The 15,572-nt window shown below is 33.8% G+C and carries 17 protein-coding genes and 1 other annotated feature (1 of these 18 running past the window's edge); of the genes, 9 read left to right on the plus strand and 8 right to left on the minus strand.

Annotated features, from left to right (window positions below):
• Positions 1-499: 499 nt before the first annotated feature.
• The 9 genes from RV17_RS09455 to RV17_RS09490 all read left to right on the plus strand — a co-directional run bounded on the left by RV17_RS09455 (position 500) and on the right by RV17_RS09490 (position 7,016).
• The gene (locus tag RV17_RS09455; protein WP_071869084.1) at positions 500-1,231 is read left to right on the plus strand and encodes a LytR/AlgR family response regulator transcription factor; all 732 of its coding nucleotides are present in this window, start codon (positions 500-502) and stop codon (positions 1,229-1,231) included.
• Between the two features lies 1 nt (position 1,232).
• On the plus strand, positions 1,233-2,510 hold the full coding sequence (locus RV17_RS09460; protein ID WP_071869085.1) for a sensor histidine kinase: 1,278 nt from the start codon (positions 1,233-1,235) through the stop codon (positions 2,508-2,510).
• A 101-nt stretch (positions 2,511-2,611) separates the two neighbouring features.
• Positions 2,612-2,746 (plus strand): AgrD family cyclic lactone autoinducer peptide, encoded by a 135-nt coding sequence (locus RV17_RS13155; RefSeq protein WP_083571978.1) that lies wholly within the window; start codon positions 2,612-2,614, stop codon positions 2,744-2,746.
• 3 nt (positions 2,747-2,749) lie between these two features.
• Positions 2,750-3,334 (plus strand): accessory gene regulator ArgB-like protein, encoded by a 585-nt coding sequence (locus RV17_RS13825; RefSeq protein WP_071869086.1) that lies wholly within the window; start codon positions 2,750-2,752, stop codon positions 3,332-3,334.
• 456 nt (positions 3,335-3,790) lie between these two features.
• Positions 3,791-4,249 (plus strand): hypothetical protein, encoded by a 459-nt coding sequence (locus RV17_RS09470; RefSeq protein ID WP_071869087.1) that lies wholly within the window; start codon positions 3,791-3,793, stop codon positions 4,247-4,249.
• Positions 4,250-4,267: 18 nt separating this feature from the next.
• Positions 4,268-4,669, plus strand: coding sequence for a hypothetical protein (locus RV17_RS09475; RefSeq protein ID WP_071869088.1), 402 nt, complete (start codon positions 4,268-4,270; stop codon positions 4,667-4,669).
• A 70-nt stretch (positions 4,670-4,739) separates the two neighbouring features.
• Positions 4,740-4,928 (plus strand): helix-turn-helix domain-containing protein, encoded by a 189-nt coding sequence (locus tag RV17_RS09480; RefSeq protein WP_071869089.1) that lies wholly within the window; start codon positions 4,740-4,742, stop codon positions 4,926-4,928.
• Positions 4,929-5,605: 677 nt separating this feature from the next.
• Positions 5,606-5,752 (plus strand): hypothetical protein, encoded by a 147-nt coding sequence (locus RV17_RS09485; RefSeq protein ID WP_428839264.1) that lies wholly within the window; start codon positions 5,606-5,608, stop codon positions 5,750-5,752.
• A gap of 73 nt (positions 5,753-5,825) precedes the next feature.
• Positions 5,826-7,016: a site-specific integrase gene (locus RV17_RS09490; protein WP_071869091.1), complete on the plus strand. Its 1,191-nt coding sequence runs from the start codon at positions 5,826-5,828 to the stop codon at positions 7,014-7,016.
• Positions 7,017-7,113: 97 nt separating this feature from the next.
• Here the strand turns inward: RV17_RS09490 and sufB are convergent, their stop codons facing one another.
• The 8 genes from sufB to RV17_RS09530 form a co-directional block, all read right to left on the minus strand.
• Complete coding sequence (gene sufB, locus RV17_RS09495; protein WP_067482761.1) at positions 7,114-8,505, minus strand: Fe-S cluster assembly protein SufB; 1,392 nt, start codon at positions 8,503-8,505, stop codon at positions 7,114-7,116.
• 4 nt (positions 8,506-8,509) lie between these two features.
• A complete protein-coding gene (gene sufU / locus RV17_RS09500; protein ID WP_067482762.1) occupies positions 8,510-8,980 on the minus strand; it encodes a Fe-S cluster assembly sulfur transfer protein SufU in 471 nt (156 codons plus the stop codon).
• Complete coding sequence (locus RV17_RS09505) at positions 8,967-10,199, minus strand: cysteine desulfurase (protein ID WP_071869092.1); 1,233 nt, start codon at positions 10,197-10,199, stop codon at positions 8,967-8,969. Before RV17_RS09505 ends, sufU begins: the two co-directional genes overlap by 14 nt.
• On the minus strand, positions 10,196-11,485 hold the full coding sequence (gene sufD / locus RV17_RS09510) for a Fe-S cluster assembly protein SufD (protein WP_071869093.1): 1,290 nt from the start codon (positions 11,483-11,485) through the stop codon (positions 10,196-10,198). The genes RV17_RS09505 and sufD overlap by 4 nt, the downstream gene beginning before the upstream one ends.
• Before the next feature lie 12 nt (positions 11,486-11,497).
• On the minus strand, positions 11,498-12,271 hold the full coding sequence (gene sufC, locus RV17_RS09515; protein WP_067482766.1) for a Fe-S cluster assembly ATPase SufC: 774 nt from the start codon (positions 12,269-12,271) through the stop codon (positions 11,498-11,500).
• A 531-nt stretch (positions 12,272-12,802) separates the two neighbouring features.
• Positions 12,803-13,648, minus strand: a complete 846-nt coding sequence (locus RV17_RS09520) for a MetQ/NlpA family ABC transporter substrate-binding protein (RefSeq protein WP_067482768.1) — start codon at positions 13,646-13,648, stop codon at positions 12,803-12,805.
• Between the two features lie 24 nt (positions 13,649-13,672).
• The gene (locus RV17_RS09525) at positions 13,673-14,359 is read right to left on the minus strand and encodes a methionine ABC transporter permease (protein WP_067482770.1); all 687 of its coding nucleotides are present in this window, start codon (positions 14,357-14,359) and stop codon (positions 13,673-13,675) included.
• Positions 14,352-15,386, minus strand: a complete 1,035-nt coding sequence (locus tag RV17_RS09530) for a methionine ABC transporter ATP-binding protein (protein ID WP_067482772.1) — start codon at positions 15,384-15,386, stop codon at positions 14,352-14,354. Before RV17_RS09530 ends, RV17_RS09525 begins: the two co-directional genes overlap by 8 nt.
• A gap of 71 nt (positions 15,387-15,457) precedes the next feature.
• Positions 15,458-15,572: a binding site (T-box leader), on the minus strand; it runs 138 nt beyond the window's last position.

The following is a 15,572-nucleotide window of genomic DNA, read 5'->3' on the forward strand; positions in this document are numbered from 1 at the left end:
GCACATACTGAACAGCTTTTGTTATTTACAACCATTGCTTTTTCCATTATTCTCCCCTCCTATACTATATAATTTGATACCCATAAAATAACTTTTTGTGGATAAAACATAAATTTAACTTCAAGAAAAGTCATTAAACAGGTAATTCTTAAGAGCTAGTAAAATACATTACTACTTGTTACAAATGTAACAAATTCTTCAAAAAAAAAATTGACATGTAACAATCGACAATCAAGCTGTCTTAAATAACATAAGAAAATTTTAAAACAATTAATACATAGAACCTGTTCGCATTGTAATCTATATTTCCAAAATGAAAACTAGCATGTTAAAATTATTTAAAGTGATCAACGGTATTTTCAAATTTTGTTTATCGTTACATTTACTTTGCTGATCATGACAAATCAGACGATTTTACTATTGAAGGAGTTAAAATTGATTGTACAATATTTGATTTCTTTATGCCGTTCATAACTAATTAAAGATTGGAGCCTCAAATATGAAGACCTTAAAAATTGCAATATGTGATGACATTCCAATAGTTACTAGCTCTATTGAAAATTATCTATTAGAATATACAAGCGATAGTTTTACAATAGATTGTGATATTTTTAATCAATCAGAGCGACTCATTAACAATCTTAACAATAGTTACTATGATATTTACATTTTAGACGTCGAGATACCAACTATTAATGGTTTACAATTAGCAAAGCTTATAAGATCAACTGATGTACATGCTTTTATTATTTTTTGTACTTATTACACACAATATATGAAAGATGTTTTTGAGGTAAATACTTTTGATTATTTAATAAAACCTGTAACCAAAGAAAAGCTATTTAAAACAATTGATAGAATAACAGATTTACTTGATTCAGAAGAAGAAGAATTTTATTATAAAAAAAGAAATGAAGTAGTTTTGGTGCCTTTTAAAAACATTATTTATTTTGAAAAAAAGGGGAGATACGTTTTAATTCATACTGAAAATGGTGCAGATGAATTTATCATGTCAACAAACGATTTATTAAAAAAACTGAATGACTCTTTTGTTCAAATTCATACGTCATTTATCATTAATCTGAAATCTTTAATACGTTTATCTGGTGAAAATGTTATATTGAAATTTAGTAATCACGAATTACAAAATCATCAAATTCTTCCAATAAGTAGAAAATTCAGATCGTATGCAAGAACTGAAATACTTAGATATATGGAAAGGAAATTTTAATATGACGATATTCTTGTTAATGACTTCGACACTCATTGATATATTCTTATTTTATTTTTTTATGAAAAGATTTGCAGAATGTAAAAAGAATAAATTAATAATAGGCTTCTTCGGAGTTTTCATACCAAATTTAGGAATAAATATAAGTCATTTCATTCCCTTGAGTGAATCAACTTTAACACTACTTAATTTAATATCATATATACTTTTTATAGCTTTTTTAACTCATAACATTAAATTACCAATGATTGATAAATTCTATTTTGGGGGTATTTATGTCTTAATTACTTTATTAAGTGAGAGCATTACAGCTCTGGAACTAACTCAATTACTTAATTATGATTTAGATAAAATTCCCTTAGTTATAGATGGAACAATTCCAACATTTGCTACTAAGACAGTTTTAATTATCTGTGCAATAATTCTATTAAAAAAAGATTTTTTTAGAACAAGAAAAGCTTCAAAGTTAATTGTTTGTCTTGTTCCATTAACCTCATTATTTGTATTGTCTTGTTATATGTTTTTATATTTTATAATAGAAATACCTATCGAAAATACGATTCTTACTTTATTGCTGATATTTGAGATTTCTTTTCTCAATTTAGGTTTTTTTATTCTGTATAATCGTATGAAGAAAGAAAACAGAACTGATTTAGAGTATCAAAAACTAGAATTTAACTTAATTAAGCAGAAAAAGGAACTTACTAATGCTATTGCTTCACAGGAGCAACTTCAATCTATGAGGCACGATTTCAAAAACACGGTACTTATCTTATCAAGTCACATTGAAAATAAAAAATATACAGATGCGATGAATTTCATATTAACTATTCAATCGCAAATTTCAGAATTAGATAATAACTCGCTTGAAGTCTACACTCCAAATAAAGAATTGAATTATTTACTTTCTCATAAAATATATTTTGCAAAAAATCATGGTATAGTTACTCAAGTAAATTGTCTCATTCCTGAAGAATTAAATTTAGAAAATGACATCATTATTGTACTTTTTGGTAATTTACTTGATAATGCTATTAATGCTTGTTTAGAAATTGATAAATCTTGTTTCAAAAAAATTGATCTAAAGATTAAATATTTTGATCAAAGTTTGTTTATTAACATAAAAAATACCATTGATACTAATCACAGTGAAATTCCCAATGAAGGAATAGGAATAAAAAACATAAAAAAAACTGTCCGTGAAAATAGTGGTATTTACGAGCAATTTATCGAAAATGATTATTATTGCGTAAAAATAATTTTATGGGACTTTAATTGAAAGTTCTTAACTTTTTTCAAACAAATTATACAGTAGTAAGAAAGTAACTCTATATTTCTAACTACTTATAAATAAAATAAAAATAAAGGAGATATGGAATTATGAAGAAACAAATTCTCAATTTAACAAAAAAAATAAGTTTTGCTAGTGCAGGACTGTCTGTAAACTTTACTTGTGCATTTATCTTTGGGCAAAAAAAAATTCCTAAAAATGTAAAAAAATTAAGAAAATTTTAGAATATGCAAAAATTTACTAGAATCATAGCGAACACTTTAGTCAAAGAAAAAATTATAGACTTGGATGAAGTAGATATATACATTTATGGATTAGAAACGCTTTTTCAATATCTCTTTATCGCATTTCTTATTTTAACTTTAGGTACAATTAATCATTTCCTTTTAGAAACAATATTTTTTACTATCTGTTTCCTTACCCTGAGACGATATGCTGGAGGACTACATTTAAAAAATGATCACTTTTGTATTCTCTTCTCTCTATTGCTAATTCAATTGATGATAATATTAGTCAAATCAGATACTGTATCAATTAATATTTTAGAATTTTTAGCTTGTGTATCTTACATCTATATTTATTTATCCAATCCTATTGATAATAAAAATAAACCACTTGATAATGAAGAGTTAGTTTACTTTAAAAACAAACTGAAATTATCACTTTACAAATACTTATTTGTTTTTCTTTTTTGTGTGATTTTTCAATTCAAATTGTTAATTATTATGCTAAGCTGGAGCATTGTTATTAATGCACTCTCACTTTCTCTTGGCAAATTTTTTCGAAATAGAAAATCTAAACTATTTTTGTGAACTAAAAATATGAGATAGAGATCATAGTGGGCCATGCTGCTAATAAGTATTTTCGAACTGGCGTCTCTTCTCTGCTTTTAAATTGTTATTCAATAAGTAAATTTACATTCCTTACCTTATTAAATAAAAATTGATAAGCCAGTGATAGTAATTGCTAAAACGGCAGTTATTATCGTAATAACTGCCACTTTTACCTGCACAAAAATATCTATCAATAGAGAAATAATTTCGAATAAAAATTTTGTAGATTCACCAATTTGGGCTAATTTTTTCTATTTTCCCTCATAAATTACTTTTTTGTATTCAGAAAACAGTCTGTTGGCATAAATAATCTTTATTACCCACTTTTAATTTAATAAAGCAACAAAAACCGACTATCAATTTATTAGATTGATGGTCGGTTTTTGTTGTAATTTTGTAACTTTAAAACTTCTTATTAATAAAGAGGTGATTATTTTGAATCTGTTAGAAGAAAAAAGAACCCTGATGAAGCTGCTGATTGAATTAATGCATGAAAGAAAAGCCGTAGCCAGTCTATATGAAGCCGTTGAAAAACGATTAAATCGAATAGAAGAAATAGAAAATACTATTTCTGAAGGACATGCACTTTCTCAAACTACTATTATCCCAAAGAAAGAGATTGATTACACAAAATTTAAGGATCAAAAAATAAAGCTTTCTTCTATTCCCTATGACATTATTTCTAAAGATATCTGCTACATTTTGAAATCTTCTGGCATACCAATGAATGCTTCACAAATTTATTCTGTAGTCACAAAAAATCTACATTTCAATTTAGGTTATAAAAATCTAGTAAGTAATATTTTACCAAGAATGGTAGAAGATAATAACTTGCCTGTTGAAAAAGTTTATAGAGGTTTTTGGCAGTATCGACATACGGAAAAAGTCACATAGATATAGGAGGTAGTTCACATGGCAAATACTCCAAGTGATAACAAACTAAAAAAATACATTCATATAGGAATACACTATCATGCAAACAACTATTATAGAAAAAAGAGAAACTACTCTGCTAAATTACTCCTTACCGATTTTCAAGATATCACACTCGATTCTTCTTACACAGATAACTATTTTAATATTATCAATATGCCATTACTTGACTTGATAAACATTGAAACGTATTTTGAAGATGAAATGCTTATAAAAGCAATCAAACAGCTTAATACTAAAGAAAAGAGATTTCTCTTAGAAAAATATGTTGTAAAAAAAAGTGATACTGAACTTGCACAAGAAAAGGAAATATCACAGCAGGCAATTTCTATTTACAAGAAAAGGTTGCTAGAAAAGTTAAAGAAGTTAATGAAAAGATAATCTCAGATTTATTTATATACGAGCTCCTCCTTTAAAAAATTTATAAAACTTTTTAAGGGAGGAATAGAATATGGAAACTCTTACTTCTTTAGCTATTAAAGCTCAGAAAGGTGATCATGAATCAATGGTAAATTTGTACCAACAGTTTCAACCTTTATTACTAAAAGAGGCTACACGTGATGGCAGGATTGATTTAGACTGCTATCAAGAGTTATCAGAGCGCTTTATCAGGTTGATAATGGATTTTGAAGTTCAATAATAAGAATATCAAATATTTATTTACAACCCAAATTTGAATTAAACCAAAAAAATGGCTGAGAGTACAACCTCGGCCATTTTTCCATATTTAACAAATTAAATGTTGTGTTTTCTTATCCAATAAACCTCTTATTAGTATATAACCAAAACTGCTCTTTGAAAATTGAATAACTTATTCAAATACATTTTGATTACAATAAGCTAGGTAAACAAATCCGCAATGACTTTGAAAAAACGAGCGATTATTATTTGATTTACACTCTTCATTTAGGAACTTGAAGAAGCCATGATTTGTATTCACTATAATGATACTCCTACCTTGAACGCTTCACGGCATTGGGTAGCTTCTCCAAGTTTGAGTTGAGGTGAAATTCCTGTGGACTTTCCTAAGTCGTTTGAATAAGTGATAACATTCCTTAAAACAATTATCCTTTTCCCACTTAGTATAGGAAAAAGATGCTAAGCGTATTATAATTAAAGTATAGTATTTAATTCTAGCTCGCAGCATCTTGAGGCAAATACACTCTTAATGAAGAAAGGATGATTGCTATTTTTTTCAACGAAAATATGCAAATAAATATCGTAACCAGTCTATTGTGTAAAGAAAGGTAAGATCATATGACTAAGCTTGATAGGACATCACTAATTCTTGGAAGATATATTAATCAACAAACTTTGATGACGGAATTGCATATTGGTTATGACACCTTAAAAACACTTCATCTAAATGGATTAGAAGTAATTATGATTGGTCGGCAACATTTGTATGATCTTGAAGATGTTAAAAATATTTTCAATCAATTAAAAAATGATTCATCTGATTAAAGCCTCAATTATTAAAATCTTACTAAAAACAAAATATCCTAATCCAAATAATGAATTAGGAAGGAAGATTTTAATGTCTGTTTCTTTTAAGCAATACACAAAATACAATAAAAAACTCTGGAAATTCCAATGCTATCTTGGAAAGGCTGAGTTTGGTGAAGAAGTCCGCACTACAAGAAGTGGCTTTCAAACAAAAAAAGATGCCCAACAAGTCTACAGACAACTACAATTAGATTTTGACAGAAATCTAATTAAAATGAATGGCAATATCACTTTTAAAGAGTTGTATGAAGAATTCATCGAGCAATATCGATTGAAAGTAAAGCCGTCTACTATCATGATCACTAGAAGAGCAATTGAAGATCATGCACTTGAATATTTTGGAGACAAAAAAATAAATGATATTTCTGTTCGATTTTGTACTCAAGTTAATCGTCGCTGGATAAGAGATGGATATAAACAGGCTTACTATTTTCGGAGAGCGGTTGCTCAAATTTTTCAATATGGTATCCAACAAGAACTCATTACTGAAAATCCTATGCGGAAAACTGAGCCAATTAAACGTCAAGAAATTGATGAACATTTAGTCGCTACTGAAACAATGACAGTTTATACACCAAAAGAATTAGCGCTTTTTCTAGATTCATGCAAAAAACATGGAAATAAGAAAATCGAAACCTATTTTCGTGTCCTGTCCTATACAGGCGCTAGAAAATCAGAAATACTTGCTCTTGAATGGAATGATATTAATTTTGAAACGAATAAATTAATCATCAGTAAAACACTAGCTGAAGTCGAAAGTGATCCTACTACTAAAATAACTAAAGTAGCTAGCCAAAGTGCTAAAACAAATGCTGGAAAAAGAACCATTTCAATTGATTCAGAAACTATGACTATGTTACAGGAATGGAAAACTAGACAGCAGTTAGAGTTAACTATTTTAGGATTTAAATCTACAAGTAAGCACCAGCTTGTGTTTCCAAATAGAGAAAATATGTTTTGTCGTCCTGGTCAAGCAAACGATTGGTATGATGTCATTGCAACCAAGTACAACCTAAAACGGATTACTCTTCATGAATTCAGGAAGACGCACGTTTCTCTTTGTGCAATGGCAGATATGAATCTAGAGGATATTATGTATCGAGTTGGCCATAAAGATTCTAAGATGACTCGTCAGGTTTATAACTACTTCTATCCTGAACGCGAGGAACGCAGTGCGGATCAATTTGCTAAATTTATTGAAAAAGAGAAATATCTCTTTTAACCTCCGTTGTAGTTAGTTTTGTAGTTAGTTTACTTTTTCGAAAAAAAGAAGCACCAGAAACATTGATAAATCAACATTTCTAGCGCTTAAATTAAAATTAACCTACACTGCCTTCCATCTCATAACTGATCAAACGATTGAGTTCAACCGCATATTCCATTGGAAGTTCTTTAGTGAATGGCTCAACAAAGCCCATCACGATCATTTCTGTCGCTTCTGATTCAGTCAAGCCACGGCTCATCAAATAGTAGAGCTGCTCTTCGGAAATTTTTGAAACTTTCGCTTCATGTTCTAAAGAAACTTGACTGTTGTGGATTTCATTGAATGGAATCGTATCTGATTTTGATAGTTCATCCATAATAATCGTGTCGCATTCAATGTGAGAAATAGATCCTGCGCTGTCTTTAGCAAAGGTTACTTGTCCACGATAGTTGACTTCGCCACCGTCTTTTGAAATTGATTTTGAGACGATAGAGCTTGAAGTGTTTGGTGCATTGTGAATCATTTTAGCACCTGTATCTTGGATTTGATTTGCACCTGCAAAAGCGATTGACAACATGGTACCTCGAGCACCTTTTCCGTCCAAGTAAACACTTGGGTATTTCATCGTTGTTTTCGCACCAAGGTTCCCATCAATCCATTCAACTGTTGCGCCTTCGTAAGCTTTTGCACGTTTCGTTACTAAATTATAGACGTTGTCAGACCAGTTTTGGATGGTTGTATAGCGGCAATAAGCATCTTTTCTGGTATAGATTTCAACAATCGCTGCATGTAAACTATTACTTGAATAAGTGGGTGCCGTACAGCCTTCCACATAGTGAACACTAGCGCCTTCATCAACAATAATTAATGTTCGTTCAAATTGTCCAGTATTTTCTGCATTGATTCGGAAGTAGGTTTGTAAAGGAACATCTACTCGGACACCTTTTGGTACATAAATGAATGTGCCACCTGACCAAACCGCAGAGTTAAGTGCAGCTAATTTGTTGTCGGTTGGTGGAACTAATTTAGCAAAATATTCCTTGAATAATTCTGGATATTCTTTCAATGCAGAGTCAGTGTCAGTAAAAATAATTCCTAATTTTTCGAATTCCTCTTTCATGTTGTGGTAAACCACTTCTGATTCATATTGAGCTGAGGCTCCTGCTAAATAAGCACGTTCGGCTTCAGGAATACCGATTTTTTCAAAGGTTTCTTTGATTTTTTCTGGTACATCTTCCCAATCACGAGCAGGCTTATCACTTGGTTTTTGATAATATTTAATGGCCTCAAAGTCAATATCAGACAAGTCAGGTCCCCAAGTTTGCATCGGCATTTTATTAAACGTCTCTAACGACTTCAAGCGAAACTCGAGCATCCATTCTGGTTCTTCTTTAATTCGTGACATTTCACGAATTACTTCTTCAGTTAATCCTTCTCCGGTACTGAAAACAGGTTGCACATCATCGTGAAACCCAAATTTATATTCTTCTAATTCTGGTACGCCCATATTCTCACTCCTCTTCTTTATGGTAATGGTGGGCTGTTGCTGTGCCATTTTCAGTCACTGCTTGACTCAATGCTTTCCAAGCAAGTGTGGCACACTTGATTCTGGCTGGAAACTTCGCAACGCCACTTAACATGGCTGCATCACCTAATTTTTCTTCATCGGCGACTTCATTTCCTTGTACGAGTTGTAAAAATTCAACTGTTAAGTGTTGTGCTTCGGCAACGGTTTTACCGATTACAGCATCCGTCATCATCGAGGCACTGGCTGTACTGATTGAACAGCCACTACCATCAAATGCGATATTTTCAATCACGCCATTTTTAACATCTACTTGTAATTCGATCACATCACCACAAGTTGGATTGTTTAGTTCGATTTTATTCGTTGACTCGGTCAAACTTCCACGATGGTGTGGATGGGAAGAATGATCTAGAATCACTTGACGATAAAGATTGTCTAATTTAGATAGTCCCATGTTGGAAAAACTCCTTTGTTGCGAGAATTGCTTCAACTAACCGATCCGCGTCTTGCTTAGTATTATAGAAATAAAAACTTGCTCGAGCTGTTGCAGGTACCTGTAAATAATTCAATAATGGTTGTGCGCAATGATGGCCTGCTCGAACTGCTACACCTTCCATGTCAAGTGCTGTTGCCACATCATGTGGATGTAAATTTTCTAAATTAAATGCAATCACTCCGGTACGCTTTTCTGGCTCTTGTGGACCATAAATCGTTAATCCTTTGATTGCTTGAAGTTTAGGCAATACATAAGCTACAATTTCTTCTTCATAACGATGGATTTCTGCTAATCCAATCGTTTCTAAATAATCAATCGCATGACCAAGCGCAATCGCGCCAGCGATGTTCGGCGTTCCAGCTTCAAATTTCCAAGGAAGTTCTTTCCATGTGCTATCGTAAAGTTCAACGAAGTCAATCATTTCTCCACCAAACTCAACTGGTTCCATTTGTTCTAGCCAAGTTCTTTTACCATATAAAACACCAATTCCAGTTGGCCCACACATTTTATGACCACTAAAAGCATAAAAATCGCAATCAAGTTCTTGAACATTGATTGGCATATGTGGTGCAGCTTGCGCCCCATCAACCACGATTACGCCACCTTTTTCGTGAACGAGTTCTGCTAAATCTTTCACTGGATTTTTGACACCTAAAACATTAGAAACGTGGGCGATTGCAAGAATCTTTGTTTTTGCTGTAATTTTTTCTTTTGCATCAGCCATATCGAGTAATCTTTCTGGTGTTAATTCGATATACTTTAAGGTTGCACCTTTTTGTTTAGCCAGTTGTTGCCATGGAATGATATTAGAGTGATGTTCCATATAAGAAAGAACGATTTCGTCTCCTTCATGAATGAACTCCCCAAAGCTTCTTGCAACCCAGTTTAAACTTGTCGTCGTCCCGCGCGTGAATAGAACCTCTGCTGTTTCATTCGCATGGATAAACCGGCGAACTTTTTCTCGAGCAGCTTCGTATTCATGCGTTGCGCGTTCTGCTAAAGTATGAACCCCACGATGCACATTCGCATTATCTTTTTCATAATAGTTAGTTAGTGCAGCCAACACTTGCTTTGGTTTTTGGGTCGTTGCAGCATTATCCAAATACACCAAGGCTTCATCGTTCACTTCTTGAAATAAGATAGGAAAATCAGCACGTAATTTTTCTGCATGAATCATGCATTCAACTTCCCTTCAATGACCTCAATCAATTCTTTTTGCACTTCTTCAACAGGGATAGCCGTTAATACGGAACCAAGGAATCCGCGAATAACTAAGCGTTCAGCTTCTTCTTTATGCAAACCACGGCTCATCAAATAATACATTTCCTCTGGATCTACACGACCAACACTAGCAGCATGGCCAGCAGTTACTTCGTTTTCGTCAATCAAAAGAATTGGATTAGCATCACCACGAGCTTTATCTGAAAGCATCAAGACACGACTTTCTTGCTGTGCATCCGCACCTTTTGCGCCTTTTAAGATGTGCCCAATTCCGTTAAATGTTAACACACCTCGCTCACGAATCACGCCATGTTGTAAAATATGACCAATCGTATGTGGTGCTTTATTCGTCACACGTGTATCAATTCCTTGTGTTTGTTTGCCGCCACTAATAGCAACGATCTTAACTTCAGAATGACCGCCTTCGCCAACTAAATCAGAATCAAAGTCAGCAACAATATTGCCATCATTCATCACACCAATTGCCCAGTCTACAGAAGCATCACGTAAAATATGACCACGGCGATTCATATAAGCCGTCACATTCTCACCTAGTTGATCAACTGCGGAAAATTTCACTTTTGATCCAGCTTTCGCAATGACTTCTACCACGATATTTCCAGAAACTTTTGCTAGTTGCTCACCCGTTGTTTGAAAACGTTCAAGGTAAGAAAATTCACTATGTTCATCTGCGACAATCAAGACATGTTTAAAGAAATGTTGATCGATTGTGCCATCTTGAATAAATAAAGATTCAATTGGTTCTTCAATCACGACATTTTTAGGTACATAAAGAAATAAACCACTATTCATAAATGCTGCGTGCAAGGCAGTTAACTGATCTTCATCCATATTGACAGCTTTTGTCATATAGTATTCTTGTACTAATTCAGGATACTCTTGCATTGCAGTAAAGATGTCGGTGAAAATCACACCTTGTTCTGCTAATTCTGTCGATAATTGTTCAAAAACAGTCCAAGTTCCCTGTTGTACCAGCACTGGATTGTCTTTCATTGTATCAAACGCAGCAACATTCCCAGCATCTGTCACAACATCTGTCATTTCTTTGATATCAAATAACGGCCAGCGAGCAAATTTTACTCGTTCAATTTTTGGTAAAACCAATTCATTTGCTTTTGCCAATGCTTGTTGACGAAGCTCTGTCATCCAAGCAGGCTCTCCTTTACTCAAAGAAAAGTCGTTGACCGCGTCAAGATGGTCGAGCCAGTTTTTCTCTTTCATTCCTGCTCCTCCTTACGCTTCTTCTTCTTTGTAGTCGATTCCTAATTCTTTACTGATTCCAGCATAGCCTTCTGCTTCTAAACGTTTTGCTAAATCAGCGTTTCCAGTCATTACAACGCGACCTTCCATCATGATATGGACCACGTCAGGAGTGATATAGTTCAACAAACGTTGATAGTGAGTGATGATTAATGCACCAAAGTTTTCGCCACGCATTTCATTCACACCTTTTGCTACTACTTTTAATGCATCAATGTCTAGTCCTGAATCGATTTCATCTAAAATAGCAAATGTTGGCTCAAGCATCAACAATTGTAAAATTTCATTACGTTTCTTTTCACCACCAGAAAAACCTTCGTTCAGATAACGTTCAGCCATTTCTTCAGGCATGTTTAATAGATCCATTTTTGCATCTAATTTTTTCAAGAAAGTCATGACAGACATCTTGTTATCTTCATCACGTTTTGCATTGATTGCTGCACGCATAAATTCTGCATTAGTGATTCCTGGAATCTCACTTGGGTATTGCATCGCTAAAAATAACCCTAGTCGTGCACGTTCATCCACTTCTAAGTCTAAAATATTTTTCCCATCGAATAAAACTTCGCCTTCTGTTACTTCATAATTAGGGTTCCCCATGATTGCAGCAGATAAAGTTGATTTACCTGTTCCATTTGGTCCCATGATTGCGTGGATTTCGCCCGTTTTCATTACTAAATTAACACCTTTAAGGATTTCTTTCTCCTCGATAGATACATGTAAATTTTTTACTTCTAAGACAGACATGCCAGTTTCCCTCCAAATTCTCTTTCGTTCTCACCCATTTTAGACTAATTGAGAATGAAGCGCAATGATCTAACCAGTCGAAATTAGAATAACTTTCATTTATTCTCAAAAAAGCTTTATTTTTACATTGTAATTTGTATAAAAAGAAAGGAGCTAGGATAAAAGTAGCCGAAATAGAAAAAAACGCCTAAAATTCGTTTTTTTAAACGTTGATTTTAGGCGTTTTTTAAATTAAAAAATGTATTATGAACGACTGATTTTTAGTTTTGTCTCGGTCTCTCTTTTATGAAACATTTATAGTTGTGCGTAGTGACGTTTCTCGTGAGATTTATTCTGATTTTATTCAAAATTTAGAAGCTATTTTGCATGCTTACTCACTATCTATTCGGAGCTAAACGTTTTGTGCCACAACCTTTTCCACGGTGTTCCCAAAGCAACTCCTCGAAATAATTCGTAACTGTCAAAAATATGAAAAGCTATTTTTATCAGTTACTTTTTATTTTTTGGAGCTAGTCGCTTTGCGCCACACCTTTATTTTGCATCTGCTGAGACTGGCTTCACAGAACCGCCCCATTTTTCAGTGATCCATTTTTGAACATCATCACGGTGTAACACTTCAATCAAAGCTTTGATTTTCTTGCTGTCCTTATCTTTTGAACGTGTTGCAATGATATTTACATAAGGTGAATTGTCTTGTTCTAATAGCACCGCATCTTCCAATGGATTCAAACCAGCACCATAAGCAAAGTTTGCATTGATTGCAACTAAGTCACCTTCATTATTTTGATAAGTCGACGCAAGTAAAGAAGGATCAATTGTATGATTGAATTTTAAATTCTTAGGATTTTCTGCAATATCATCAAATGTCGCTGTTTCAAGATCCACACCATCTTTGACTTTCACTAAATCAGCATCTTGTAAAATTGTGATGATTCGACCCCAGTCAGATTCTGAGTTTGAAGTAATGATTGTAGCACCATCTTTTAATTCAGAAATATCTTTGATTGATTGAGAATACAAGCCCATTGGTTCAATATGGATGGCACCAGCATTCGCAAAGTCATACCCTTTTTCTTTGATTTCTTTGTTCAAATAAGGAATATGTTGGAAATAGTTGGCATCAATATCGCCTTCTTCAAGAGCTTGGTTCGGTAACACATAATCATCAAACTTAACAATTTCAAGATTGATGCCTTCCTCTTTCAATAATGGTTGGACGTGTTCCAAAATTTCTGCATGTGGTGTTGGTGATGCACCAACTTTTAATGTTGTTTCATCCGAACTATCCTTTGCGCTGTCTTTTCCGCTGTTCCCACAAGCTGCTAAACCGACTGTTAATAAAAGTGCTGCTGCTAATCCAAAAATTTTCTTTTTCATCCTGATATCCCCCTAGTATTTTTCTTATCTTCTATCTGTTTTCTTCGTTAAGAAATCTCCAATTCCCTGAACAACGAATACAATAGCTAAAATAATTAATGTTGCAACAAATGTCACTGTCAAATTACCACGTTGGTAGCCTTCTTGCCAAGCCAAACCACCTAGTCCGCCAGCGCCGATTGCTCCTGCCATTGCAGTGAAACCAATCATTGAAATCGTCGTTACCGTTAAACCTGAAATCAAAGCAGGTACACTTTCAGGAATCAACACTTTCCAAATGACTTCCCAATAACTTGCGCCCATTGCATCTGCGGCTTCAAGAACACCCGGACTTACTTCACGAAAAGCAATTTCAACTAATCGTGCGTAAAATGGTGCTGCAGATAATACCAATGCTGGAATCGCTGCTTGCGCGCCAAGCATCGTCCCAACGATTGCTTTTGTAAATGGAATGATCAATACCATCAAGATCATAAATGGTGTTGAACGGAAAATATTACTGATAATCGAAACAATCCCGTACACGATACGTGCATAAGGTTTATTTTTCCTACCAATCGAATAAAGAACTAAACCTAAAACTAATCCGATAACTGTAACTAAAACCATTGAAATCAATGTCATGTATAAAGTATCAACAATTGCTTGTTTCATCGTCTCTGCATTGATTTGGCTAAAATCTAAATAGGTTGCTGAAAAGCTTTTATCCATGGTGAATCACCTCTACTTCTACGCCTTGTTCGGTAAAGAATACTTCTGCTTGATCTAATTCTTTTTCTTCACCTGTCATCAAAATCGTTAGTGAACCAAACGAACCTTCCTTTGCTTGTTTGATTTTGCCATAAACAACATTGATATCCACGTTATAACGACGAACTGCTTGAGAAATCACTGGTTCATTTGCGTTATTTTCGTCAAACGTTAGCGTAACTAGGCGGCCGTTTGGATTTTCCTTGATCAATTCAGCTAATAGTTCAGTAGAATCAGCTTCTGGTTCAATATCTTGTTGAACAAAACGTTTGGTTACTTCTTGTTTTGGATGACGGAAGACATTTAGAACCTCGCCTTCTTCAACTACTTTCCCAAGTTCCATTACAGCAACCTTATTACAAATTTTACGAATAACATTCATTTCATGTGTAATCAAAACAATCGTTAAATTTAATTTTTTGTTGATTGCCAATAACAGGTCCAGCACTTCTTCCGTTGTTTGCGGATCAAGTGCACTAGTAGCTTCATCACATAATAAAATTTCTGGATCATTTGCCAATGCGCGCGCAATCCCAACTCTTTGCTTTTGTCCACCAGATAGTTGCGAAGGATACGCATCACCTCTACCTTCCAATCCAACAAGTCCCAATAGTTCTTCTGCTCGTTGTTGACGTTGCGCTTTTGGTATACCAGCAAGCTCAAGTGGCAACTGGATATTTTCTAACACTGTACGTGACCACAAAAGGTTGAAATGTTGAAAAATCATTCCGATTTTTTTACGAAAAGTTCGTAACTCTTTATTTTTCAACTTTGTGATATCTTGATTATTTACAATGACCTCGCCACTGCTAGGTAACTCAAGTCCATTTAACAAGCGGACTAATGTACTTTTTCCGGCGCCCGAGTACCCAACGATTCCATAAATATCTCCTTTGTCGATACTTAAAGACACATCGTTGACAGCGTGGATTGCTCCGTTTTTCCCACCAAAAGTCTTTTCGACATTGGTCAATTGGATTAGTGCCATATTTTCCCCATCTTTCTTCTAAAAATTTTCTTGGATAAACAAAAAAGCTTCCGCCCATTTGCTCCATTAAGCAAAAGGACGAAAGCATAAACTTCCGTGTTACCACCTTGATTCGTTAATGCTTTACAGCAATAACCTCTTTACAGTACTTGAATAATCACTCGTATACTGTCGTGCTATAACGGG

Origin of the sequence: Enterococcus thailandicus (assembly GCF_001886265.1) — a bacterium.
GTDB lineage: Bacteria > Bacillota > Bacilli > Lactobacillales > Enterococcaceae > Enterococcus_B > Enterococcus_B thailandicus.

Coding starts and splice junctions, on each gene's coding strand:
- RV17_RS09455 (WP_071869084.1), top strand. CDS start 500: ATGAAGACCTTAAAAATTGCAATATGTGATGACATTCCAATAGTTACT.
- RV17_RS09460 (WP_071869085.1), top strand. CDS start 1,233: ATGACGATATTCTTGTTAATGACTTCGACACTCATTGATATATTCTTA.
- RV17_RS13155 (WP_083571978.1), top strand. CDS start 2,612: ATGAAGAAACAAATTCTCAATTTAACAAAAAAAATAAGTTTTGCTAGT.
- RV17_RS13825 (WP_071869086.1), top strand. CDS start 2,750: ATGCAAAAATTTACTAGAATCATAGCGAACACTTTAGTCAAAGAAAAA.
- RV17_RS09475 (WP_071869088.1), top strand. CDS start 4,268: ATGGCAAATACTCCAAGTGATAACAAACTAAAAAAATACATTCATATA.
- RV17_RS09480 (WP_071869089.1), top strand. CDS start 4,740: ATGGAAACTCTTACTTCTTTAGCTATTAAAGCTCAGAAAGGTGATCAT.
- RV17_RS09485 (WP_428839264.1), top strand. CDS start 5,606: ATGACGGAATTGCATATTGGTTATGACACCTTAAAAACACTTCATCTA.
- RV17_RS09490 (WP_071869091.1), top strand. CDS start 5,826: ATGTCTGTTTCTTTTAAGCAATACACAAAATACAATAAAAAACTCTGG.
- sufB (WP_067482761.1), bottom strand. CDS start 8,505: ATGGGCGTACCAGAATTAGAAGAATATAAATTTGGGTTTCACGATGAT.
- sufU (WP_067482762.1), bottom strand. CDS start 8,980: ATGGGACTATCTAAATTAGACAATCTTTATCGTCAAGTGATTCTAGAT.
- RV17_RS09505 (WP_071869092.1), bottom strand. CDS start 10,199: ATGATTCATGCAGAAAAATTACGTGCTGATTTTCCTATCTTATTTCAA.
- sufD (WP_071869093.1), bottom strand. CDS start 11,485: ATGAAAGAGAAAAACTGGCTCGACCATCTTGACGCGGTCAACGACTTT.
- sufC (WP_067482766.1), bottom strand. CDS start 12,271: ATGTCTGTCTTAGAAGTAAAAAATTTACATGTATCTATCGAGGAGAAA.
- RV17_RS09520 (WP_067482768.1), bottom strand. CDS start 13,648: ATGAAAAAGAAAATTTTTGGATTAGCAGCAGCACTTTTATTAACAGTC.
- RV17_RS09525 (WP_067482770.1), bottom strand. CDS start 14,359: ATGGATAAAAGCTTTTCAGCAACCTATTTAGATTTTAGCCAAATCAAT.
- RV17_RS09530 (WP_067482772.1), bottom strand. CDS start 15,386: ATGGCACTAATCCAATTGACCAATGTCGAAAAGACTTTTGGTGGGAAA.